Origin of the sequence: Aliiroseovarius sp., from assembly GCF_965228805.1 — a bacterium.
GTDB lineage: Bacteria > Pseudomonadota > Alphaproteobacteria > Rhodobacterales > Rhodobacteraceae > JASBTN01.
In genome coordinates this window covers 3,447,881-3,469,263 of the sequence record NZ_CBDDIE010000003.1, presented here as the reverse complement: position 1 = coordinate 3,469,263, position 21,383 = coordinate 3,447,881, and the positions used below count along the sequence as shown (strand labels likewise).

The window sequence follows — 21,383 nt, the reverse complement described above, 5'->3', positions numbered from 1 at the left end:
TCCGGTCAATGCCGGGTTAGCGCATGGTGTCGACGGTGATTTCCTGGCGCAGCGCGCCGGTTTCGCTGTCATAGATCAGGATGCGGTCATCATCGGTCACCACCGCGTGCCAGTCGCGCCCTTTGGTGTAGCCGATGGCGGCGGCTCCGTTGGGCAGGGTCAGGTCTTCGAAGGTGACGGCCCCCGTTTGCGCATCCATCGCCTGAACCCGCATGACAATCACCGAAATCAGCACTATGAGACCCACAATGGTCGTCACGGTCAGCGTGGTGACAAGGATCTTCAGGAACCGAACCGTGCCGTCCAGACCGGGCGGCGGCGTGCCGGGATCCTCAATCGGAGTATCGTTCATGTCCAGAGAGCCCTCTGCCGTGGTTCAGATCGTGATCGGGGAAAACCCGCCCAAGCGCCTTGATAAGGCGATTGCCCGCGATGTGCCAGAGGAAGCGGCCCTGTCGCGCTCGCGCCTGGCCAAGCTCATCGCCGACGGGGCGGTGACACGGGGCGACGAGGTGATGGACGACCCACGCGGCCGCGTGACCGAGGGCGATGTGCTGGAGGTCACCGTGCCCCAGGCCGAGGAAAGCCATATCGGCCCCGAGGACATTCCGCTGGAGATCCTGTTCGAGGACGACGACCTGATCGTGGTGAACAAGCCTGCGGGCATGGTGGTGCACCCGGCACCCGGATCGCCCGGGGGCACGTTGGTGAATGCTCTGCTGCATCATTTCGGCGGCAATCTGTCGGGGGTAGGTGGCGTTGCGCGACCGGGCATCGTGCACCGGATCGACAAGGACACTTCGGGACTGTTGGTGGTGGCAAAGACCGATGCCGCGCATCAGGGCCTGGCAAGCCAATTCGAGAAACATACGGTCGAGCGCCATTACCATGCGGTGGTGCATGGTGTGCCCGACCACGCCGACCCGCGTTTGGCCGGGGTCAAGGGCGTGAGTTTTGAGCCGGGCAATATCCTCAAGATCACCACGCAGCTCGCGCGTCACAAGACCGACCGCCAGCGTCAGGCGGTGCTGTTCACCGGCGGGCGTCACGCGGTCACCCGCGCGCGGGTGGTGGATCGGTTCGGCAACCCGACCCAGGCCACCCTGGTCGAATGCTGGCTGGAAACCGGCCGCACCCACCAGATTCGTGTGCACATGGCCCACGCCGGCCACGGGCTCATTGGCGATCAGACCTATGGTGGACGGCGCAAGCTGAACGTGAAGGCGGTGGGCGAGGGCGGCGTGGAGGCTGCGCGCACCTTCCCCCGTCAGGCGCTGCATGCCGCCACGCTGGGCTTTATCCACCCGGTTACGGGCGAAGATCTGCGTTTCGCCGCCCCAATGCCCAATGACATGGCTGTGCTGATTGAAACCTTGCGCACAACGCCGTGAGGTCAGGCTTTCCGCCCTTTCGGCGCACCGAAGGAAGGTTCATAATGTGAAGGACTTTCGGCCCCGACCCCTTGAACACGGGAGTTGGGCCCCCATATGAATGTTAAGCCTCGAAACATTCGAGCGCACGACAGTGAGACCCTTGGAGAGTTCATGAGCAATTACAAGAACCTGCCGGCCCCAACACCCGAAGGCGGTCTGAACCGCTACCTTCAGGACATTCGGAAGTTCCCGATGCTGGAGCCGGAAGAGGAATACATGCTGGCCAAGCGCTGGGTTGACCATCAGGACCGCGACGCGGCGCATCAGATGGTGAATTCGCACCTGCGCCTGGCCGCCAAGATCGCGATGGGCTACCGCGGCTACGGCCTGCCCCAGGCCGAGGTGATATCCGAGGCCAATGTGGGCCTGATGCAGGCGGTGAAACGCTTCGACCCGGAAAAGGGCTTCCGCCTGGCGACCTATGCCATGTGGTGGATCCGCGCCTCGATCCAGGAGTATATTCTGCGGTCCTGGTCGCTGGTGAAACTGGGCACGACGAGCGCCCAGAAGAAGCTGTTCTTCAACCTGCGCAAGGCCAAGGCGCGTATCGGCGCGCTGGAGGATGGCGACCTGCGCCCCGAGAACGTCAAGCGCATTGCCAACGACCTCAATGTGACCGAGGACGAAGTCATTTCGATGAACCGCCGCATGTCGGGCGGGGACGCGTCGCTGAACGCGACCATCTCGGCCGATGGTGAGGGCGCGATGCAGTGGCAGGACTGGTTGGAGGATGAAGACGCCGACCAGGCCGGCGACTATGCCGAAAAGAACGAGTTGGACGTGCGCCGCGAGATGCTGGCAGCTGCCATGGATGTGCTGAACGAACGCGAGGCCGACATCCTGACCCGCCGCCGGTTGGAGGACAAGCCGGTCACGCTGGAGGACCTGTCCGAGGTCTATGGCGTGAGCCGCGAACGCATCCGTCAGATCGAGGTGCGCGCATTTGAGAAACTGCAGAAACGCATGCAGCAATTGGCCGCCGAACGGGGGCTGCTGGAAAGCGCCTGATCGGGTGCGCCGTTTGATTTGACCCCGCCCGTGGCTATGCTGCGGGCGGGTTTTCTGTCGGGAGGGGACAATGGCACATCTGACACGCTGGGGCATTCTGGGGGCGGGGAAGTTCGCGCTCCAGCACATGGGGCCCGCGATCCACGCAGCCCAAGGCGCGAAGCTGGTGGCGCTGGGAACATCGACCGAAGAGAAGGCCGACCCGTTCAAGGCGTTCTGTCCGGATCTTGAGGTCGAAACCGACTATGATGCGCTGCTCGCGCGCCCGGATATCGACGCGGTCTACATCCCGCTCCCGAACACCCTGCATGTCGAATGGACGCGCCGGGCGCTGAGGGCGGGGAAACATGTGCTCTGCGAGAAGCCGATCGCCATGCGCACGGCCGAGATCGACAGCCTGATTGCCCTGCGCGACGAGACCGGGCTGCTGGCGGCCGAAGCCTACATGATCCTGCATCACCCGCAATGGCGGAGGGCGCGAGAGATCTACCAGGCGGGTACTCTGGGCGATCTGGTGCATGTGCAGGGCCATTTCGCCTATAACAATGCCGCCGACCCGGGCAACATTCGTAACCGTCCGGAAACCGGCGGCGGTGCCATTCGTGATATCGGCGTCTATCCCTATGGTGCCACACGGTTCGTCACCGGGCAGGAGCCCTGGGCCGTGCGCGCGAAGATCGGGTGGGAAAACCGCGTCGATACCTACAGCCGTGTCAGCGCCGATTTCGACGGGTTCGGGGCCGAGTTCACCGTGTCCATGCGCATGTCGCTGTTCCAGGAAATGGTGTTTCACGGCAGCGATGCGGTCATGCGTCTGTCCGCGCCCTTCAACGCGGGCAGTTACGGTGAGGCCGAGGTGGAGCTGCGCACCAAGGAGGGTCGTTTCACCCGGGAGCGGTTCACCACCGCGCAGCAGTACGAGCTGCAGGTCGAGGCCTTCGGGCGAGCGATCCATGAGGGTGAGGCCTATCCATGTCCGCTGGAGTTCTCGCGCGGTACGCAGGAGATGATCGATCGGATTTTTGCGTCGGAAGTCGCAGGCGAGGTGGGGTAGGGCCTACCTCAATCGTTGTTGCGCGAAGGTGAAGATGACACCCCGCACCGCGCAGCGGGGCGGCGCCCGTTCGAAAGGGCTTTCACCGCCCCACTGGGGCGACGGTCCCTTTCTCATCCCCACGGGAGGGCGCTCTTGCAACAGATCAACCAGAACCATGGTGTCGGTTGAGGCGGTCCGTTCGCCCCACTTCGATCTTTGCGGGCGCCCACCCAGGTCGGGCGCCGCCCCGTCGCTTAACCTCGGCTCAAGTTGGCAGAGATGCTAGTTGGGCAGCCGCTCCCGCAACACCCGCATCATGTTGCCGCCCATGACCTTGGCGATCTGCGCCTCGGTCAGCCCTACCGCGATCAGCTCGTGGGTCAGGGCGGCCAGTTCGGAGGTGTCGAACCCGGTGGTGACCGACCCGTCATAATCCGACCCCAGGGACACCGCGTCCTCGCCCACAGCGGCAATCCCCGCCTTGATCGTCGCGGCCACGCCCGCCGGGCTGTCGTCGCAGGTCACATCGGCCCAGTATCCGATGCCGATCACCCCGCCCGAGGCCACCACCTCGCGCATCAAGGCGTCCGGCAGGTTGCGCTTGGTCTCGCAATGGCTGTGCACGCCGGTGTGGCTGACCACCAGCGGCACGTTGGTCATGTCGATCACATCGCGCACCACCTGCGGGCTGGAATGGGCCAGGTCGATGATCCAGCCCTCCGCCTCCAGCCGGGCGACAACGGTGCGGCCAAACTCGGTCAGCCCCAGGTTGCCCTGCCCATGCAGCGAGCCGCCGAGCTCGTTGTCGAAGAAATGTTGTAGGCCCATCAGGCGGTAGCCCTCGTCCCAGAGCCGGTCGAGGTTCGCCAAGTCACCTTCCAGCGGGTGACCGCCCTCCATGCCCAGGATGCCGCCGGTGATCCGGCTGCCCTCGGCCCGGGCGGCCAGCACCGCGTCCAGGTCGGTGACGGTTCGGATGATCTTCAGCTGGTCGGGCGCCTCGGCCTCGATCGCCTGAAGTTTTTGCGCCTGATAGGCCGCGCGTTCATAGATCGATTGCCAGGTGCGCATCGGCCAGAGCTGTCCGATGGCGAGCAGGGTGATATTGTCGCGCGCGTCCGTCGCGTTCGCTTCGTAATTCTGCCCCGCCGGGCTTTTGGTCACCGCCGTGAACACCTGCACCGCCACATTGCCCTCGCGCAGGCGCGGCAGGTCCACATGGCCACGATCCGCCCGGTCCAGGATCGAGCGTTTCCACAGCAGGCTGTCGGCATGCCAGTCGCCGATCACCAGCGCTGCGTGAACTGCGCGGGCCTCGTCCGAGACCTCAAACGGCGGATGCTCTGTCACCCCGTTGCGCCCATGTTCCACGATCCCCGGGGCGAAGATGAAAAAGCCCGCCAGGGCAAGAGCCATCAACAGTAGAAACCGTCCCAACCATTTTCCGAATGTGCGCATGAGATCCTCCCGTATCACGGGAAATTGATAACGGGTCTACACTTGTTTCCAACAGTCACGTCGCGTAATTAGGTCGGGTTTTCGACGATATGTTTGCGCATGACATGAGGTCTATGTGGTGAAGGGCGTTCTCAACTTCAGGGTCCTGCCGGTCCTGCGCTGGTTCCTGTTGCTGCTCACATTGCTGGGCGGGGGCTGGTTGATAGACCGGGCCGGGCGGGCGACGCCGGGCGATCATGTGGTGGTCGGCAGCCTGGCCTTGACCTGTTTCGTGCTGGCCCTGCTGGTGGGGCTCCATCCAGGCCTGCGGGCCCATCACGACCGGCGGCGTGACGTGTCGCGCCGGGTTCGTGTGTTCTTCTGGACCGCCGGCATACTGCTTTTGCCCTGGGCCACCCTGCAACAGCTGTTCGGGTCCTACAACTTCAGCGCCGTGCTGTTCACGGTGCAAGAGGGGATGGGCAGCCAGCTGGACACCTGGTTGATCCTGCCGGGCGTGGTCAGCTTCTTCCTGGTCATCGTGTTCCTGCATCTGGGGCAGAGCGGCCTGCGCAGGCTGCCGCAGCCCGCCTTGTCCCTTGTTGCGGCGGGGATCGGCATGTTGGCGATCAACCCCCTGCATGTCTTCCTGTTCCAGATTTCGGTCTGGGACCGGTTCTTTCCGGTCGATCCGATTCACCCGGCATTTTCCCCGGTCGAAATCACGGCGGAACCCGAACGCCCACTGAACCTGGTTCTGGTGTTCCTTGAGGGCACCGAGGCCACCTATGGCGCGCGTGGTCTGTTCGGTGACGCCTATGAACCGCTGCGCCGGATGGGCGAGGGGGGGCGTGTGTTTGAAGGGGTGGAGCAGATCGAGTCTATCGGTCATTCCATAGCCGGCATGGTGGCCGCGCAATGCGGTTTGCCGTTGGTGCCGCGTGGGCTGATGCCGACCAAGCGGGCGGCGCGGCGGGGCGGTGATTTCCTGCCTGGTCATTTTTGCCTGGGCGATGTGCTGTCCGACCGCGGCTACACGGCCGAATTCCTGGTGGGCGCCGCCGTGGATTACGGCGGGATCGAGCGGTTCTACGGATTGCACGGGTTCGACAGGATCATCGGGTTGCGCGACCTGCGTCCCCCGCCGCCGGGCGCCGGGCATCGACCTCCACCGCCTTCGCCGCCGCCGCCGCCGCCGGGTGCCGGACATCGACCTCCTCCGCCTCCGCCGCCGCCTGGTCCGGGCCGCAGGCATGCGGGGCCGCCCCATGAACTCATGCGCTGGGGGGTGCATGACAGCGTGGTCTACGAGGCCGCGCTGGATCGTGCTGCTGCGCTCAGCGCAGCGGGTGCCCCGTGGGCGCTGGTGATCGAGACGATCGGCCCGCATGGGCCGGATGCCTTCCTGTCGCCGCCCTGTCGCGGGCCGGGAGAGGGGCCGACCCACAAGGACATCCTGCGCGGCGTGCGCTGCCTGGCCGAGTTGACCGAGGATTTCGTCGCCCGCTTGTTCGCCATTTCACCGCCCGAAGATACGCTTGTGGTGCTGGTCAGCGACCACCTTGCCCACAAGATGGTTTCGGCCACGCCGCAGTTGAGCAAGCTGGAACGTCACAACACGGCGATCTTCCTGGGGGCCGGTCAGGCGCCGGGGCGGACCGGCACGCCGGGCAGCATGCTGGATATCTATCCGACGATCCTGGAAAGCCTGGGCTATGGTCTGGCGGGCAGCCAGGCCGGGATGGGTGTTTCCCTGCTCCAGCCCGGGCATGAGACATTGGTAGGCCAGCTTGGCACCGCCGAGATCGACCGGCGCTTGGCCCGGGATGCCGATCTGTCTGCCATCATCTGGCAGGGGCCGGATGCCCTTGCGACCGAATGATATCCCGGCGCAGTTCGGCTGTCTGGACAGCTTGACCGCGCGGGCCTAAGCTGATCTGCCACGCACCCCACGCGCAAGGAGGATCCCATGGCTGGCGGATGGAGCCGCGACGGCGCGGTTGGTGAACAGATCGAAGCCTCGATCAATGAAGAGCTGGAGCGCATGCGTGCCAAGGCCAGGCCCGTGGGCGAAAGTCTGACCCATTGCGCGGAATGTGAGGAACCAATCCCCGAAGCGCGACGTCAGGCCCTGCCCGGGGTCAAACTCTGCATCGACTGTGTGCGTGACCGCGACGCTGCTTTCAAGACGCGGCCGGGGATAAACCGGCGCGGCTCGAAGGATAGTCAATTGAAATGAGCCGCCGAGAGGGCGACGGCTCAGGTTTTTTCCGTCTGACGTGATCTCAGGTTACAAGGCGTGACCCGTAAATGGCGGGGGCAGATGACACGGTCGGCGCGTCAATGAACTTGCGGAGGTTCTTTGTGGCGCTTCTTCGTTCACTGAGATGGCTGTGTTTCGACGGTCAGATTCGATAAGCGCGGCGCGACCAAGAGATGCCCTTTTCGCCAATTGCTGCATTGGCGGGAACGCCGGTGCTCTTGCAATTGGCCACGGCACCGCCCAGCTCGCTGAGCTTTACGCGGTTCCAGTATTTCAACCCCTTCACGACCCGCTTGCCGTTGATTTTGTAGGCACTGTCGCGCAGAAACTGGTTGAAAGACGAACTTGGACCATGTTCAACCGCGTAGGCGCCACAGACTTCGATCATGCCATCCACATTGATCAGCTTGTAGACATAGGTCATGCGCGGCGCGGTTGCGGTCCAGCCGATCACCCCGTCGTGGAAACTGTCATCAACCTTGATCTGACGGGTCACGCCTTTGGGCAGGGCCAGGGCGGGCAGCGCTGCGACCAGGGTGGCGGCAAGGATGGTGGTGGAAATCGCTTTGGTGAATTTCATGAGGGGCTCCAATTACCTCGAATAGCATTGCTCATGGGCTACTCAACTCAAAGGGCGTTCAATGTCAAGTTGAAGGAATGACGCAGTGTGCCGAAGTCACAAAGCTGGACGCGGGCAGGTCACAGGCGGTTGTCAGACGCTTGGGTGAACCGCCCGCATGACGTGCAAATGAGCTTTCCCACGGGGGTGGTCGGTGCTAAGACACGGCGAGGGCTTGTCGGCGATGGCGTCGCCGCAGGGCATCCGCTCTTGCCCCATTCACGCTCCTGTACGCCGGGACTTTCAATCGGGAGATTGAAGGCCCCGCCTTGTCTCCCCTCAAAGGGAGGCACCCATGGCCTGGTCGCCGGACAAAACCGAAGTCAAAAGCTGGAATGAATGGGACACGCTGCGCCATGTGATCGTGGGCCGTGCCGATGATTGTCATATCCCGCCGGAAGAACCCGCGCTGGACGCCAAGGTGCCCGAGGACAGCGACATGCGCGGCCAGTGGGGCCGCCGCCCGCAGGAGACGATTGATCGCGCCAACGAGCTTCTGGACAACTTTGCCGACCAACTGCGTGGCCGTGGCATTCGCGTCGACCGCCCCGTGTCCATCGACCATTCGCAGCCGGTGACGACGCCCGACTTCCACACTGACAGCCAGTTCGGTTGCATGCCGCCCCGCGATGTGCTCCTGACCGTGGGGCACGAGATGCTGGAAGCGACCATGTCCTATCGCTGCCGCTGGTTCGAATATCTGAACTACCGGCCGCTATTGCAGAAGTATTGGGAAGAAGATCCGCGGTTCCGCCACGAAGCCGCGCCGAAGCCGCGCCTGACCGACGCGGACTATCACCCGGATTACCTGTCCGAGAAGATCGGTGTGGCAAAACGCCTGGAATGGGCCGCCGAGAAGTTCTTTGTCACCACCGAGGAGGAGCCGCTGTTCGACGCCGCAGACGTCTTGCGTTTCGGCCGTGACCTGGTGGTGCAGCACGGGTTTACCACCAACCTCAAGGGCATCGAATGGCTGCGTCGCCACTTCCCTGATCACCGCGTGCACACGGTGAACTTCCCGGGCGATCCGTACCCGATCCACATCGACGCCACCTTTACCCCGCTGCGCCCAGGCCTGATCGTCAACAATCCGCAACGTCGCCTGCCGGAGGAACAGCGCGAGATGTTCAGCAAAAACGGCTGGGAGATTGTCGACGCCGCCCAGCCCGCGCACAACACCCCGCCGCCCCTGTGCTATTCCTCGACCTGGCTCAGCATGAACGTGCTGGTGCTGGACCCGAAAACCGTCTGTGTCGAGAAATCCGAAGTCTACCAGGCCGAACAGATGGACAAGCTCGGCATGGAAGTGGTCGAGGTCGAGCTGCGCGACGCCTATGCCTTTGGCGGGGGCCTGCACTGCTGCACGGCGGATGTCTATCGCGACGGCGAGTGTGAGGATTACTTCCCGAACCTGTGAAAGCCCGGCCTTTGAAAACAGAAACCCCGCGTCAGGAACGGCGCGGGGTTTTCCGTTGGGGCAGGGGGCAGGGTTCGAGGCAGATCGACCCGCTTGCCCGGACCGCAGTTGCAGGTGGCAGGTGCGAAGTCCCATCCCTCGTGGGCCGGATACCTTCCAGATTGTCACTCCACCGCGCCATGGGCTAGCCTGAGCGCATGCGTGGTCGCGGTTTGTGTCTTGTCTTGGCGCTTCTGCTGGTCTGCCTCGGGTCCGGGCAGGGCCATGCGCAGGTGGTCGGACAGGTTGATGCCAATTGGCAGGGCGGGCTCAGATCCTGGCAGGTTGTCACGATCGAGCGGCAATCCGGGCCGGTTCACTCGGGCGAGTTCGATCCGGTGCGACTGGGCTATGAAATCGCCATTCAAGCGGTTGCCGATGCGGCACAGCCCAACCAGGATTCGATCAGTTTCGAGCTCCTATTGGTGCAACAGGAGGGTCAAGGCAGCTTCCTTCGGGCCGGGGACATGCTCTTTCTTCCGCAAGGGATGAGCGGCCCGTTTTGGAGCAGTCGTGGAAACCCGTTCACGCTAGAGGTCCTGTATTTCGATGTCTGGGGTGATGTTGGCAATCTTGAAGCTGTGTTTGACGGGACGCTCTGCCACCGCGCACGGCTCTCGGCCCCCGTTGACCGCGACAATTGCCGCGCAATCAACGGGTTCATCTCAACCAAATTGTACAGGCGGTAGGTTTACCCCCCATTGCCTTCAGCTCGTCAATGATACCGGAATCATCCTGCTTGTCCCGGAGACACCAGATCGAACCGCTTGCCCACCGCGCCCGGTTCCAGCCGGTAGGTGCGGAACCCCATGGCCTCGTAATAGCCGATGCCTTCCAGGTTGCCTGCCCCGATCAGCGCCTCGATGGAGGCCAAGCCGGCCTCCCCGGCGACCCTCAGGCTTTCCGTCCAAAGCGCCTTGCCCACCCCGCGCCGGGCGGCACCCGGGTGGATATGGGTGCCGATGATGCCCCAGCCCACGGGCGTGCCATAGACATTGCCTGGCGTGGCGCATTTCAGCGATTGAAAGCCCAGGACGGTGCCATCTGCCTCCACCGCGACGGTGCATTGCAGGCGCTCGGGGTCTTCGACGTAATGGGTCAGCACAAAGGCCTCATCCGCCGCTTTCGTGCGTTTGCCCGCTGCCACAATTGCCATCAGGACGCCGCTGATCCCGGCGGCGTCCTCTGGTGTTGCTGAGCGTAGGGTGTAGGTGCTCACCCCTCCATCGCCTCCAGCTCGTCAATGAAGCCCGAAATCATGCTGAGCCCCTTGTCCCAGAACGCGGGATCCGAGGCGTCCAGCCCGAAGGGGGCCAGCAGGTCTGAGTGGTGTTTCGAGCCACCGGCGCGCAGCATCTCGAAATACTTGGCCTGGAAGTCCGGGTCGCCCTCCGCATAGACCGCGTAGAGCGCGTTCACCAGCCCGTCGCCGAAGGCATAGGCGTAGACGTAGAAGGGCGAGTGCACGAAGTGGGGGATATAGGCCCAGAAGGTCTCGTACCCAGGCATGAATTCAAAGGCTTCGCCCAGGCTTTCCGCCTGCACCGACATCCACAGGGCGTTGATGTCGTCGGGGGTCAGTTCACCCTCGGCGCGGGCGGCGTGCAGTTTGCATTCGAAGTCATAGAAGGCGATCTGGCGCACGACCGTGTTGATCATGTCCTCGACCTTGCCGGCCAGAAGAACCTTCTTCTGTTCTGGTGTCTCGGCCGCGTCCAGCAGTTTGCGGAAGGTCAGCATCTCGCCAAACACGGACGCGGTTTCGGCCAGGGTCAGCGGGGTGGAGGACAAAAGCTCGCCCTGATCCGCCGCCAGCACCTGGTGCACGCCGTGGCCCAGCTCATGGGCCAGCGTCATGACGTCGCGCGGTTTGCCCAGGTAGTTCAGCATCACGTAAGGGTGCACGTTGGTGACGGTCGGGTGGGCGAAGGCACCGGGGGCCTTGCCCGGTTTCACGCCCGCGTCGATCCAGCCCTTGTCGAAGAAGGGCTCGGCCAGCTCGGCCATTTTCGGATCGAAGGCGCCATAGGCCTCCATAACGGTCGCACGCGCCTGGTCCCAGTTGACTACCGCGTCGTCCTCCATCGGCAGGGGCGCATTTCGGTCCCAGACCTGCATGACATCCAGCCCCAGCCACTTGCGTTTCAGCTCGTAATAGCGGTGCGAGAGTTTCGGATAGGCCGCGACCACGGCGTTGCGCAGCGCCTCGACCACCTCGGCCTCGACATGGTTCGACAGGTGGCGCCCGGTCTGCGGGGTCGGCATCTGGCGCCAGCGGTCCTCGATTTCTTTCTCCTTGGCCAGGGTATTGTGCACACGGGCGAAGGTCTTGACGTTCTCGCCGAAGACGCGGGCCAGTTCATGCGCGGCGGCCTCGCGTTTGGCGCGGTCCTGTTCGGTCAGCTGGTTCAGGCAGGCCTCAAGGTTGACCTCCTCGCCGTCGATTTCGAACAGAAGCCCTGCGATGGTCTCGTCAAACAGCTTGTTCCAGGCAGCGGCGCCAACGGTGGACTGGTCGTGCAGGAACTGTTCCAGCTCATCAGACAGCTGGTGCGGGCGCATGGCGCGCAGCCGGTCGAAGATCGGTTTGTAGCGGGCCAATGCGGCGTCGGCAGCGAACAGCGCATCCAGCGCCTCATCCTCGATCCGGTTGATCTCCAGCGTGAAGAAGACCAGCGCGGCGGAAGCATCGGTGATGCGCTCCTGGCAGTTCTGCAGGAACTGCGCGCGTTCGGCATCCGTGGTGTTCTGGTAATAGCGCAGCCCGGCATAGGACATGATCCGGCCGGAGGTCATGTCGATCTTTTCGTAAGCCGCGATACAGGCCAGCATGCCCGCCGCGTCCAGCTCGGCCAGCTTGCTCTGGTAGGTGGCGGCAAACTCGGGGCAGGCCTGGTCCAGCCAGTCCAGATCGCGCGCCAGTTCCGGCGCATCCGGCGCGGCGTAGAGGTCCGTCAGGTCCCATTCGGGCAGATCGCCCAGGGGCTGGCCCCCGGCAGTGGCATTTGCATCGTAAAGCGGCGAGGGAATGGCGCGGGTCATGTCGGCTCCGAAATTGTCTGTTCGCCAAGACATAGGATGGGGGCGGAGCGGTTGCAATCGCCCCGCACGCGGCTAGGGTCGGCGCAAAGAAGGAGACTGGTATGCGTTTTGTAAGATTTGGGGCAGAGGGGGCGGAAAAGCCCGGCGTGCTGGACGGGCAGGGGCGGCTGCGCGACCTGTCGGGCCTGGTGACGGACCTGTCGGGGTCGGTGCTTGCTGATCTGCCGGACGTGGACCCCGAAAGCCTGCCTCTGGTCGAGGGAACACCTCGTTTGGGCCCACCGGTGACCGGTGTGGGCAAGTTCCTCTGCATTGGTCTGAATTACTCGGACCACGCCGAAGAGGCGGGCATGGACGCGCCACCCGAGCCGATCCTGTTCCTGAAGGCGACATCGGCCATTTGCGGGCCGAACGATCCCATCCGCCTGCCGCGCGGCTCACAGAAAACCGATTGGGAGGTCGAGCTGGGCGTGGTGATCGGCAAGCCCGCGAAATATGTACCCGAAGCCGAGGCGCTGGACCATGTGGCGGGCTATGTGCTGGTCAATGACGTTTCGGAACGCGAATACCAGATCGAGCGTGCGGGGCAGTGGACCAAGGGCAAGAGCTGCGACACGTTCGGCCCGATTGGTCCGTGGCTGGTCACGCCGGATGAGGTTGGCGACCCGCAGGACCTGGACATGGCGCTGGAGGTGAACGGTCAGCGCATGCAGACGGGCAATACGTCGAAGATGATCTTTGGCGTGGCGCAGGTGATTTCCTATCTCAGCCAGCTGATGACCCTGCACCCGGGCGACGTGATCGCCACCGGCACCCCGCCGGGTGTGGGCATGGGCAGGACCCCGCCGACCTATCTGCGTGATGGGGATGAGATTAGCCTGACCATCGACGGGCTGGGTCGGCAGGCGGCCAGGGTGGTTGCGGACTGAGATCCTGGACAACGAGGAAATCACCGATAGGTCGAGGACACCGAGGCGGCGCTCACCCCATGTATCGCGCTAGCCAGATAGAATGCCCATGACACTCCGGATCTTCCGGGGTGAAGGAGATCGGCGCAAACCCGTTGTCCACCAACAGCTTGCGGTATTCTTCCGGGGCCAGTGACGCGTGATAGACCGGCTGGCCCTCGACCTCGCCGATCGCCTCGCCGGCGCTGGGGCCCGAAGTGAACATCAGAACCGCGCGGGGCGCGGCGTGGGCCGCGAAGGTCGCGAACATGCCGCGCTGATCGTCGGCCGACAGATGAAAGAACGAGTTCCAGGCCAGCACGACCTCGAACTTCTCGCCCAGATCCAGCCCGCGCATGTCATCCTCCACCCCCGTGGCACGCGGAAGGTTTCGGCGAAACAGCGCCACCATCGAGGCCGCACCATCCACGCCGGTCACCGCGCAGCCGCGATCCGACAGGTAGGCGGCAATCGGCAGGCCCGGGCCGCAGCCCAGGTCCAGCACACGGCGCGCGGGCAGGCGGGCCGGGGCGTGATTGAGCAGCCGGTCGAGCCACTTACGCTCGAACAGGCTGCGGTTGCGGGCGCGGGCGAACCCTTCGGCCACCGACTCATAGGTTTCCAGGATCATTTCGGGACTGCTCATGCCCCCTCGTGACAGGCAGCCCCGGCGTGGGCAAGAGGACCCTGAAAAGACGACACAAACCGGCGTGTCCCCGCCGAAAATTCACCTCAGGGGTTTTGACCCCCGTGCCGCCACCCGATATAGGGGGCAGACGTGGCACAAAAGGGGGCGCGCGTGGTCCGCTTCATTCTTGGTTTCTTCGGGTCCATTTTCACCTGGATCACCATGTCCATCTTCATGGGCGCGCTGCTGATCGGCGGCGTGTTCTATGCCTATTCGCTGGACCTGCCCAGCCACGAGCAGCTGTCCAACTACACGCCTGCCACGATCAGCCGGATCTATGACCGCGAAGGCCGCCTGATGGATGAGTTCGCCCGCGAGCGGCGCCTCTACACCCCGCCGGAACAGATCCCGGACCTGGTGAAATGGGCCTTCATTTCGGCCGAGGACAAGAATTTCTACAAGCACCAGGGCTTCGACATTCGCGGCATCGCCGCCGCCGCGCTGGAGGCTGCTCAGGGCGGCCGCATCCGCGGTGCGTCCACGATTGGCCAGCAGGTGGTGAAGAACTTCCTTCTGTCTTCCGACCGCCGCGCCGAGCGCAAGATCAAGGAGCTGATCCTGTCCGTGCGCCTGGAAAGCGTGTTGTCGAAGGACGAGATCCTGGCGCTCTACCTGAATGAGATCGACTTGGGCGTGCGCAGCTTCGGTGTCGCCGCCGCCGCGCAGAGCTATTTCAACAAGCTTCTGGAAGACCTGACGCCCGAAGAGGCCGCTTTCCTCGCCATCCACCCCAAGGCGCCCTACAGCTACAATCCGGCCAAGAACTATGACGAGGCGCTGAAGCGCCGCGACTACGTGCTCGAGGAAATGAAGGAAAACGGGTATCTGACCCAGGCGGAATACGAGACCGCCGTTGCGACCCCGATCCGCACGGTGCAGACCGGTGATATCCCGTCCTTCCGTTCGACCATGCCTGCGCGCGACTATTTCACCGATGAGATCCGCCGCCAGCTCAGCCGCAACTTCGGCGAGGACGAGTTCTTCAACGGCGGGCTGTCGATCCGCGCCACGGTCGATCCCGAGCTACAGCTGGAAGCCGCGGCCGCCCTGCGCGCCGGACTTGAGAAGTACGATCGCGACCGCGGCATCTGGCGTCCGACCGGCGTGACGCTGACGCCCGAGCAGATGGCGGATGAGGCCACTTGGCGCGCGGCTCTGGCCGAGACCGAGATGCCCCGCGACATTCCCGGCTGGCATGTCGCCGTCGTTTTGCGTGTTGGCAACAATGATGCGCGTATCGGCATCGAGGGTGTGGAAGAGGATGAGGATGGTCACTGGATCCCGGCCAAGGACGTGCAATGGGCGCGCCGCTGGGATGACGAGACCGAGAGTGCCGGATCACGCGCCCGGGTTGCCGGTGACCTGTTGCGCGAGGGCGAAGTGGTACTGGTACGTGCCATGACCAAGGACGCGGATGGCAGCTTCATCCGCTGGACCCTGCGCCAGGTGCCGCTGGTGCAAGGCGCTTTCATGGCGATGGACGTGAATACAGGGCGTGTGATCGCGATGCAGGGCGGGTTCAGCTACCAGCATTCGGTGTTCAACCGCGCCACCCAGGCCACGCGCCAGCCGGGGTCAAGCTTCAAGCCCTTCGTCTATGCCGCCGCGCTGGATAGCGGGTTTTCCCCGGCGACGGTGCTGATCGACGCACCGATCGAGGTGGATACCGGCGCAGGCATCTGGCGCCCGCAGAACGCCTCGCGCGAATTCTATGGCCCGACGCCCCTGCGCACGGGCATCGAACAGTCGCGCAACCTGATGACCGTGCGTCTGGCGCAGGAGATCGGCATGGACCTGGTCGCTGGCTATGCCGAGCGTTTCGGCGTCTATGACCGCATGAACCCGTTCCTGGCGAACTCGCTGGGGGCCGAGGAAACCACCCTGTTCCGCATGGTCGCGGCCTACGCGATGTTCGCCAACGGCGGCGAGCGGGTGGAGCCGACCCTGGTCGACCGGGTGCAGGACCGCTGGGGCCGCACGGTCTATCGTCATGATCAGCGCGCCTGCGTGGACTGCCGCACGGCGGCGCTGGATGTGGGGTATGGCCCGCGCATTACTTCGGACCGCGAACGGGTGATGGATGCGATCACCGCCTATCAGCTCACCTCGATGATGCGTGGCGTGGTGCAGCGCGGCACGGCCGCCGGGCGGGTCACCCTGCCGGTGCCCGTCGCGGGCAAGACCGGTACCACCAATGACGCCAAGGACGCGTGGTTCGTCGGCTTTACCTCGAACATCGTGGCGGGCTGCTACATCGGCTACGACCGCCCGCGCACCATGCCCGGTGCCTCCGGTGGCGGCATGTGTGGCCCGGTTTTCGACCAGTTCATGGACGAAGCGGTGGCAAAGTACGGCGGCGGACCCTTCGACGTGCCAGAGGGCGGCCATTTCATCAAGATCGACCGGTTCACAGGCGCGCGCCTACCCGATGAGGCCGGTGGCGACCACGTTGTGGCGGAGTATTTCCGCGATGGCGAAGAGCCGCTGTTCGGCGTCATGTTCGATGGTGGTTTCGCGATGGGGTCGAACCTGCCACTGTTCCTCAATACCGACGGGCAGGGCACCGGGGGAACCGTGCAGACCGACAGCGGCGAAGAGGTCGTGACCTCGGATGGCGAAGTGGTGGTGATCCCGGACAAGGCGGATTTTGGGTCGCTGTCCTCGGGCGGGCTTTACTGACCGTTGAGGCCGGGATGCTGACCGACCCGTATGGGCAGGTGAAAAATCGGCGTGGCAACAGGAAGTTATGCAATTGGCGCATTTTCGCCATTGTCTTTCCCGTGCCCCAGACCTTATGTTCAATCCAAGCGGTCTTGCACGTGTGAACGTGCCCGCTTGACAGTTTCGCTGGCCTTCCCGGTCGCAGGCGCAGATCGCCGCGCGGGGCAGGGCAGACCGAGAGGGTCGGAGACTACGGGCGAAAGAGGTCCGAGGGTCCGGCCAGAGGGTCGAAAGACCGAATGATTTGCTTGATCCGTGGCGCGGTGACGCGCGGCATGTATCAGGCTCCGAATGGGCGCACGGGCCGGGTTCGGGGGCAAGACCCCACGAAGACCGACCGGAACGCCGGAGAAGAAACGCGATGACGCGCGAGAGGTACGAGCACAACGAAGGAGCGGCCCCGGGGCCGGTCAACTTCGTCCCGTACGCCGCGCCGTCTCTCGCCCTGACAAGTCACCCCAAGTCCCCCGCCGCTCCTCCAGGAGGGGCAGGCCGATCTTCGGGTGCGATTGGACAACATGGCAAAGAAGATGCTTATCGATGCCACCCACGCGGAAGAAACCCGCGTTGTGGTGGTCGACGGGAACAAAGTCGAAGAGTTTGATTTTGAGTCCGAAAACAAACGCCAGCTGGCTGGCAACATCTACCTGGCAAAAGTAACCCGCGTCGAACCCTCGCTGCAGGCCGCTTTTGTCGATTACGGCGGGAACCGTCACGGCTTCCTGGCATTCTCGGAAATCCACCCGGATTATTACCAGATCCCAGTCGCGGACCGCGAAGCTCTGCTGGCCGAGGAACAGGCCTATGCGGAAGCCATGGCTGCCGAGGACGACAAGCCCAAGGCGCGTCGCACCCGCTCTCGCCGCTCGCGGTCGAAATCCAAGGCCGAGGAAAGCAAGAACACCGATGCGGTGGCGACCAAGGAATTGGACGCCGCACCCGCCGGCATGGACGTGATCGACCTCGACGAGGGCGGCGCGGATCCGGCCGAGGGTCATTCGCCGATGGACTTGGTCGAAGAGACCCCGGTGGCCGATCCCGATGAGGTGAAGGCCGAATCCAAGACGGATGCGCCTGCCGAGGCTGAGGTGGAACCCGCAACCGAGGCCGCCGCTGAGACCGACGCGCCTGCCGCCCCCGAAGGGGATGCGGCGGCCGAGGCCGATGCACCGGCGGAGAGCACAGAGGCGTCTGCTGAGGCCGAAGAGGCCAAGGAAGAAGCAGCCGAGGACAAGGCCGATGACAAGGCCGCCGAAAAGGCCGAAGCCTCTGGCGATGACAGCGACGACGACAGCGATGATGATGACGACGAGGATGACAGCCCCCTCGACGCCACCGAAAAGGACGACCAGATTGAATCGGTCGCCGAAGAAGACGTCGCCGAGGAAATCCGCACCCGTCGCAAGCCGCGTCCGAAGAAGTACAAGATCCAGGAAGTGATCAAGGTGCGCCAGATCCTTCTGGTGCAGGTCGTCAAGGAAGAGCGCGGCAATAAGGGCGCCGCCTTGACCACCTACCTGTCGCTGGCCGGCCGCTATTGCGTCCTGATGCCCAACACCGCACGTGGTGGCGGCATCTCGCGCAAGATCACCAATGCCTCGGACCGCAAGAAGCTCAAGGAGATCGCGACCGAGATCGACGTGCCCAAGGGCGCGGGCCTGATCATCCGCACCGCCGGTGCCAAGCGCACCAAGTCCGAGATCAAGCGCGACTATGAGTACCTGCAGCGCCTGTGGGAACAGATCCGCGAGCTGACGCTGAAATCCATCGCGCCCGCCAAGATCTATGAAGAAGGCAACCTGATCAAACGCTCGATCCGCGACCTCTATAATCGCGAGATCGACGAGGTTCTGGTCGAAGGCGAGGTGGGCTATCGCACCGCCAAGGACTTTATGAAGATGATCATGCCGTCCCACGCCAAGAACGTGAAGAACTACCAGGAGCCGATGCCGCTGTTCGCGCGCTACCAGGTGGAAAGCTACCTGTCGGGCATGTTCAACCCGACCGTGCAGCTGAAATCCGGCGGCTATATCGTGATCGGCGTGACCGAGGCCCTGGTGGCCATCGACGTGAACTCCGGCCGGGCCACCAAGGAAGGTTCGATCGAGGAAACCGCGCTGAAGACCAACCTTGAGGCGGCCGAGGAAGTCGCCCGCCAGCTGCGCCTGCGTGACCTTGCCGGTCTCATCGTGATCGATTTCATCGACATGGAAGAGCGCAAGAACAACAACGCCGTCGAAAAGCGCATGAAGGACAAGCTGAAGACGGATCGCGCGCGCATCCAGGTGGGCCGGATCTCCGGCTTCGGGTTGATGGAAATGTCCCGTCAGCGTCTGCGTCCCGGCATGATCGAGGCAACGACCCAGCCCTGCAACCATTGCCATGGCACTGGCCTGATCCGCTCGGACGACAACCTGGCCCTGAACATCCTGCGTCAGCTGGAAGAAGAGGGCGTGCGCCGTCGCTCGCGCGAGGTTCTGCTGAAGGCGCCGATCGGCATCATCAACTTCTTGATGAACAACAAGCGCGAGCATATCGCGCAGATCGAGGCGCGCTATGGCCTGTCCGTGCGTATCGAGGCCGATCCCTTCCTGATCTCGCCCGATTTCTCGATCGAGAAGTTCAAGACCGCCACGCGTATCGTGGCCGAGGCTCCGGTCGTGTCGGTCGATGCTTCGCTGATGAGCGATATCGACGCCGAGGTCGAAGAGGCCGAGGTGGTGAGCGTCGAGGAAGAGGGTGGCGAAGAGGCGCCCAAGCCCAAGAAGCGTCGCCGCCGTCGTCGTCGCCGCAAGTCCGGTGGGGCCGAGGGTGAAGCCCAGGCTGGTGCCGAGGATGCGACCGAAGAGGGCGCTGACGAGGCACAGGACGGTGCCGCGGAAGCCGAGGCTCCGGCTGAAGAGGCCGCTGAGGCCGCGCCGGAAGCGGAAGAAAAGCCCAAGCGTCGTCGCACCCGCCGCAAGAAGGCGGACGAGGCGCCTGCTGAGGTAGCGGAAGCTGCTGAAGGTGAAGCTTCCGAGGCGGAGGCCGACGCCCCCACCGAGGAAGAAAAGCCCAAGAAGCGTACGCGCAAGCGGACCACCAAGGCCAAGAAGGCCGAGGAGGCCGAGGCCACGGAAGAAGTCCCCGCCGAGGCTGCCGAAACGGACGCTGAAGCGCCTGCGGAGGAAGAAAAGCCCAAGCGCAAGCCGCGGACACGTCGCAAGAAGGCCGAACCCAAGGAGGAGGCGCCCGCAGCGGAAGCTCCTGCCGAGGAAGCGCCGGTTGAAGCGGTCGCTGAGGCTCCGGCCGAAGAAGCTTCTGAGGCGTTGGCTGAGCCGGTGAGCGAAGAAGCTCCGGCCGAGGTCGAAGCGGCCCCCGAGGCGGCCGAAGCGCCCGCCGAAGAGGCTGCCGAGGCGCCCGCGGAAGAGATCGTGGTGGACGCCACGCCCGAACCTGCTGCGGCCGAGGCCGAAGTTCCGGCTGAGGAAAGCAACGAACCGCCCAAGCCCAAGAAGAAGGGCTGGTGGTCGCTGGGCCGCTAAGCTGCTCTGAACCAAAAGAAAACGCCGGGCCCGAGGGTCCGGCGTTTTTCGTTTCTGGCGAAGCGTCGGGTGTTACTTGCGGCGGATGAAATAGAAGGTCGTCCCGTCGCCCTCCGCCAAGCCCAGGAACTCGTGCCCCTGTTCGGCGCAGAAATGCGGCACGTCGATCACCGCCGCGGGGTCGGTGGCCTGTAGGCGCAGGACCTGGCCGCTTTCCATCCCCTTCAACCGCTTGCGCGCCTTGAGCACGGGCAGGGGGCACAACAGGCCGATCGCGTCGAGGTCTTCGTCGTATTGCTTCGTCGGGGGTGTCAGGTCGGTCATGGCTCTGACATAGGTCAGCCGCCGCCTTCTGTCCATGGCGCAAGACCGGTCACGCTTTCGCGATGTCGCAGCTCTGTGACAGCTTGCCCCGTGACCTTGCCCCGCGAAGTCGCTATGTGAGGAACATGTTCGGAATCGACCTCTTTGACGCGAGCCTTATGCCCGCCATGTTCGTCGCCCTCGTCGCGGGCGGGATCTCTTTCCTCAGCCCCTGCGTGCTGCCGATCGTGCCACCCTATCTGGCCTATATGTCCGGCGTGTCGATGAGCGAGATGACCGAAGATCGCGGGGCTGCGCGCAAGGCCACGGTAACGGCGCTGTTCTTTGTCATGGGCCTATCGACCGTGTTCCTGTTCCTGGGTTTCACCGCCTCGGCCATGGGGCAGATATTTCTGCAAAATCAGAGCTATTTCAACATCTTCGCCGGTGCGCTGGTGATGATTTTCGGCGCGCATTTCGTCGGCGCCATCCGCATTCCCTTCCTCTTGCGCGAAGCACGCATCGACGCGGGTGACCGGGGCGGCAGCGCCTTTGGCGCCTACCTGCTGGGTCTGGCCTTCGCCTTTGGCTGGACGCCCTGTATCGGCCCGATCCTGGGTGCGGTCCTGTCCATGGCCGCCAGCGAGGGTGACGTTGCGCGCGGCACCATCCTTCTGGGCACCTATGCCATTGGCCTGGGGGTGCCCTTCCTGCTGGTCGCCGCCTTCATGTCGCGTCTGACGGGGCTGATGGGCTGGATGAAACGCCACATGGAGCAGATTGAACGCATCATGGGCCTGCTTCTGTGGACCATTGGTCTGCTGATGCTGACTGGCGGATTCTCGGCCTTCTCCTACTGGCTCTTGGAAACCTTCCCGGCGCTCGCCGCCATCGGTTGAGCCGCGT

Annotated in this window: 18 protein-coding genes; 11 read left to right on the top strand and 7 right to left on the bottom strand. The window is 64.0% G+C overall.

The window, feature by feature from the left end:
• Positions 1–16 precede the first annotated feature (16 nt).
• Entirely contained in the window at positions 17–352 is a 336-nt protein-coding gene (locus ACO07D_RS18220) for a DUF6476 family protein (RefSeq protein WP_421704352.1), read from the bottom strand.
• Here ACO07D_RS18220 and ACO07D_RS18215 point away from each other — a divergent pair.
• The 3 genes from ACO07D_RS18215 (at position 351) to ACO07D_RS18205 (ending at position 3,495) form a co-directional block, all read left to right on the top strand.
• A complete protein-coding gene (locus ACO07D_RS18215; RefSeq protein ID WP_421704351.1) occupies positions 351–1,391 on the top strand; it encodes an RluA family pseudouridine synthase in 1,041 nt (346 codons plus the stop codon). The two genes, ACO07D_RS18220 and ACO07D_RS18215, sit on opposite strands and share 2 nt — an antisense overlap.
• A 153-nt stretch (positions 1,392–1,544) precedes the next feature.
• A complete protein-coding gene (gene rpoH / locus ACO07D_RS18210; protein WP_421704350.1) occupies positions 1,545–2,441 on the top strand; it encodes an RNA polymerase sigma factor RpoH in 897 nt (298 codons plus the stop codon).
• 70 nt (positions 2,442–2,511) lie between these two features.
• Positions 2,512–3,495, top strand: coding sequence for a Gfo/Idh/MocA family protein (locus tag ACO07D_RS18205; protein WP_421704349.1), 984 nt, complete (start codon positions 2,512–2,514; stop codon positions 3,493–3,495).
• A gap of 264 nt (positions 3,496–3,759) precedes the next feature.
• On the opposite strand, the gene ACO07D_RS18200 is transcribed toward ACO07D_RS18205, so the two are convergent.
• Positions 3,760–4,935, bottom strand: coding sequence for a dipeptidase (locus ACO07D_RS18200; protein WP_421704348.1), 1,176 nt, complete (start codon positions 4,933–4,935; stop codon positions 3,760–3,762).
• A gap of 118 nt (positions 4,936–5,053) precedes the next feature.
• Here ACO07D_RS18200 and ACO07D_RS18195 point away from each other — a divergent pair, with 118 nt between their 5' ends.
• Both ACO07D_RS18195 and ACO07D_RS18190 read left to right on the top strand, forming a co-directional pair.
• Positions 5,054–6,796 carry a sulfatase-like hydrolase/transferase gene (locus ACO07D_RS18195; RefSeq protein ID WP_421704347.1) on the top strand — a complete coding sequence of 581 codons (1,743 nt, stop codon included), beginning with the start codon at positions 5,054–5,056 and terminating at the stop codon, positions 6,794–6,796.
• A gap of 87 nt (positions 6,797–6,883) precedes the next feature.
• The gene (locus tag ACO07D_RS18190) at positions 6,884–7,153 is read left to right on the top strand and encodes a DksA/TraR family C4-type zinc finger protein (protein ID WP_421704346.1); all 270 of its coding nucleotides are present in this window, start codon (positions 6,884–6,886) and stop codon (positions 7,151–7,153) included.
• 166 nt (positions 7,154–7,319) lie between these two features.
• Here the strand turns inward: ACO07D_RS18190 and ACO07D_RS18185 are convergent, their stop codons facing one another.
• The gene (locus tag ACO07D_RS18185; protein ID WP_421704345.1) at positions 7,320–7,757 is read right to left on the bottom strand and encodes a hypothetical protein; all 438 of its coding nucleotides are present in this window, start codon (positions 7,755–7,757) and stop codon (positions 7,320–7,322) included.
• Positions 7,758–8,091: 334 nt separating this feature from the next.
• Here ACO07D_RS18185 and ACO07D_RS18180 point away from each other — a divergent pair, with 334 nt between their 5' ends.
• Together ACO07D_RS18180 and ACO07D_RS18175 are read left to right on the top strand one after the other, a co-directional pair.
• Entirely contained in the window at positions 8,092–9,213 is a 1,122-nt protein-coding gene (locus tag ACO07D_RS18180) for a serine/threonine protein kinase (protein ID WP_421704344.1), read from the top strand.
• 197 nt (positions 9,214–9,410) lie between these two features.
• Positions 9,411–9,941, top strand: a complete 531-nt coding sequence (locus ACO07D_RS18175; protein WP_421704343.1) for a hypothetical protein — start codon at positions 9,411–9,413, stop codon at positions 9,939–9,941.
• Between the two features lie 41 nt (positions 9,942–9,982).
• On the opposite strand, the gene ACO07D_RS18170 is transcribed toward ACO07D_RS18175, so the two are convergent.
• Complete coding sequence (locus ACO07D_RS18170; protein ID WP_421704342.1) at positions 9,983–10,471, bottom strand: GNAT family N-acetyltransferase; 489 nt, start codon at positions 10,469–10,471, stop codon at positions 9,983–9,985.
• A complete protein-coding gene (locus ACO07D_RS18165; RefSeq protein WP_421704341.1) occupies positions 10,468–12,294 on the bottom strand; it encodes a M3 family oligoendopeptidase in 1,827 nt (608 codons plus the stop codon). The genes ACO07D_RS18170 and ACO07D_RS18165 overlap by 4 nt, the downstream gene beginning before the upstream one ends.
• 101 nt (positions 12,295–12,395) lie before the next feature.
• Between ACO07D_RS18165 and ACO07D_RS18160 the strand changes: the two genes are divergently transcribed.
• Positions 12,396–13,223, top strand: a complete 828-nt coding sequence (locus ACO07D_RS18160; RefSeq protein WP_421704340.1) for a fumarylacetoacetate hydrolase family protein — start codon at positions 12,396–12,398, stop codon at positions 13,221–13,223.
• A gap of 52 nt (positions 13,224–13,275) precedes the next feature.
• Here ACO07D_RS18160 and ACO07D_RS18155 read toward each other — a convergent pair whose 3' ends face one another.
• Entirely contained in the window at positions 13,276–13,887 is a 612-nt protein-coding gene (locus ACO07D_RS18155) for a class I SAM-dependent methyltransferase (protein ID WP_421704339.1), read from the bottom strand.
• Positions 13,888–14,040: 153 nt separating this feature from the next.
• Between ACO07D_RS18155 and ACO07D_RS18150 the strand changes: the two genes are divergently transcribed.
• Both ACO07D_RS18150 and ACO07D_RS18145 read left to right on the top strand, forming a co-directional pair.
• Complete coding sequence (locus ACO07D_RS18150) at positions 14,041–16,608, top strand: penicillin-binding protein 1A (RefSeq protein WP_421704338.1); 2,568 nt, start codon at positions 14,041–14,043, stop codon at positions 16,606–16,608.
• Positions 16,609–17,168: 560 nt separating this feature from the next.
• Positions 17,169–20,174, top strand: a complete 3,006-nt coding sequence (locus ACO07D_RS18145) for an Rne/Rng family ribonuclease (RefSeq protein ID WP_421704337.1) — start codon at positions 17,169–17,171, stop codon at positions 20,172–20,174.
• A gap of 72 nt (positions 20,175–20,246) precedes the next feature.
• On the opposite strand, the gene ACO07D_RS18140 is transcribed toward ACO07D_RS18145, so the two are convergent.
• On the bottom strand, positions 20,247–20,498 hold the full coding sequence (locus tag ACO07D_RS18140) for a sulfurtransferase TusA family protein (protein WP_421704336.1): 252 nt from the start codon (positions 20,496–20,498) through the stop codon (positions 20,247–20,249).
• 125 nt (positions 20,499–20,623) lie between these two features.
• Between ACO07D_RS18140 and ACO07D_RS18135 the strand changes: the two genes are divergently transcribed.
• Positions 20,624–21,376, top strand: a complete 753-nt coding sequence (locus ACO07D_RS18135; RefSeq protein ID WP_421704335.1) for a cytochrome c biogenesis CcdA family protein — start codon at positions 20,624–20,626, stop codon at positions 21,374–21,376.
• The last annotated feature ends 7 nt before the right edge of the window (positions 21,377–21,383 follow it).

Bases quoted from the DNA above. Each gene is read 5' to 3' on its own strand.
- ACO07D_RS18205 (WP_421704349.1), top strand. From the start codon at position 2,512: ATGGCACATCTGACACGCTGGGGCATTCTGGGGGCGGGGAAGTTCGCG.
- ACO07D_RS18190 (WP_421704346.1), top strand. From the start codon at position 6,884: ATGGCTGGCGGATGGAGCCGCGACGGCGCGGTTGGTGAACAGATCGAA.
- ACO07D_RS18145 (WP_421704337.1), top strand. From the start codon at position 17,169: ATGGCAAAGAAGATGCTTATCGATGCCACCCACGCGGAAGAAACCCGC.
- rpoH (WP_421704350.1), top strand. From the start codon at position 1,545: ATGAGCAATTACAAGAACCTGCCGGCCCCAACACCCGAAGGCGGTCTG.
- ACO07D_RS18185 (WP_421704345.1), bottom strand. From the start codon at position 7,757: ATGAAATTCACCAAAGCGATTTCCACCACCATCCTTGCCGCCACCCTG.
- ACO07D_RS18160 (WP_421704340.1), top strand. From the start codon at position 12,396: ATGCGTTTTGTAAGATTTGGGGCAGAGGGGGCGGAAAAGCCCGGCGTG.
- ACO07D_RS18220 (WP_421704352.1), bottom strand. From the start codon at position 352: ATGAACGATACTCCGATTGAGGATCCCGGCACGCCGCCGCCCGGTCTG.
- ACO07D_RS18140 (WP_421704336.1), bottom strand. From the start codon at position 20,498: ATGACCGACCTGACACCCCCGACGAAGCAATACGACGAAGACCTCGAC.
- ACO07D_RS18180 (WP_421704344.1), top strand. From the start codon at position 8,092: ATGGCCTGGTCGCCGGACAAAACCGAAGTCAAAAGCTGGAATGAATGG.
- ACO07D_RS18200 (WP_421704348.1), bottom strand. From the start codon at position 4,935: ATGCGCACATTCGGAAAATGGTTGGGACGGTTTCTACTGTTGATGGCT.
- ACO07D_RS18175 (WP_421704343.1), top strand. From the start codon at position 9,411: ATGCGTGGTCGCGGTTTGTGTCTTGTCTTGGCGCTTCTGCTGGTCTGC.
- ACO07D_RS18155 (WP_421704339.1), bottom strand. From the start codon at position 13,887: ATGAGCAGTCCCGAAATGATCCTGGAAACCTATGAGTCGGTGGCCGAA.
- ACO07D_RS18165 (WP_421704341.1), bottom strand. From the start codon at position 12,294: ATGACCCGCGCCATTCCCTCGCCGCTTTACGATGCAAATGCCACTGCC.
- ACO07D_RS18215 (WP_421704351.1), top strand. From the start codon at position 351: ATGTCCAGAGAGCCCTCTGCCGTGGTTCAGATCGTGATCGGGGAAAAC.
- ACO07D_RS18135 (WP_421704335.1), top strand. From the start codon at position 20,624: ATGTTCGGAATCGACCTCTTTGACGCGAGCCTTATGCCCGCCATGTTC.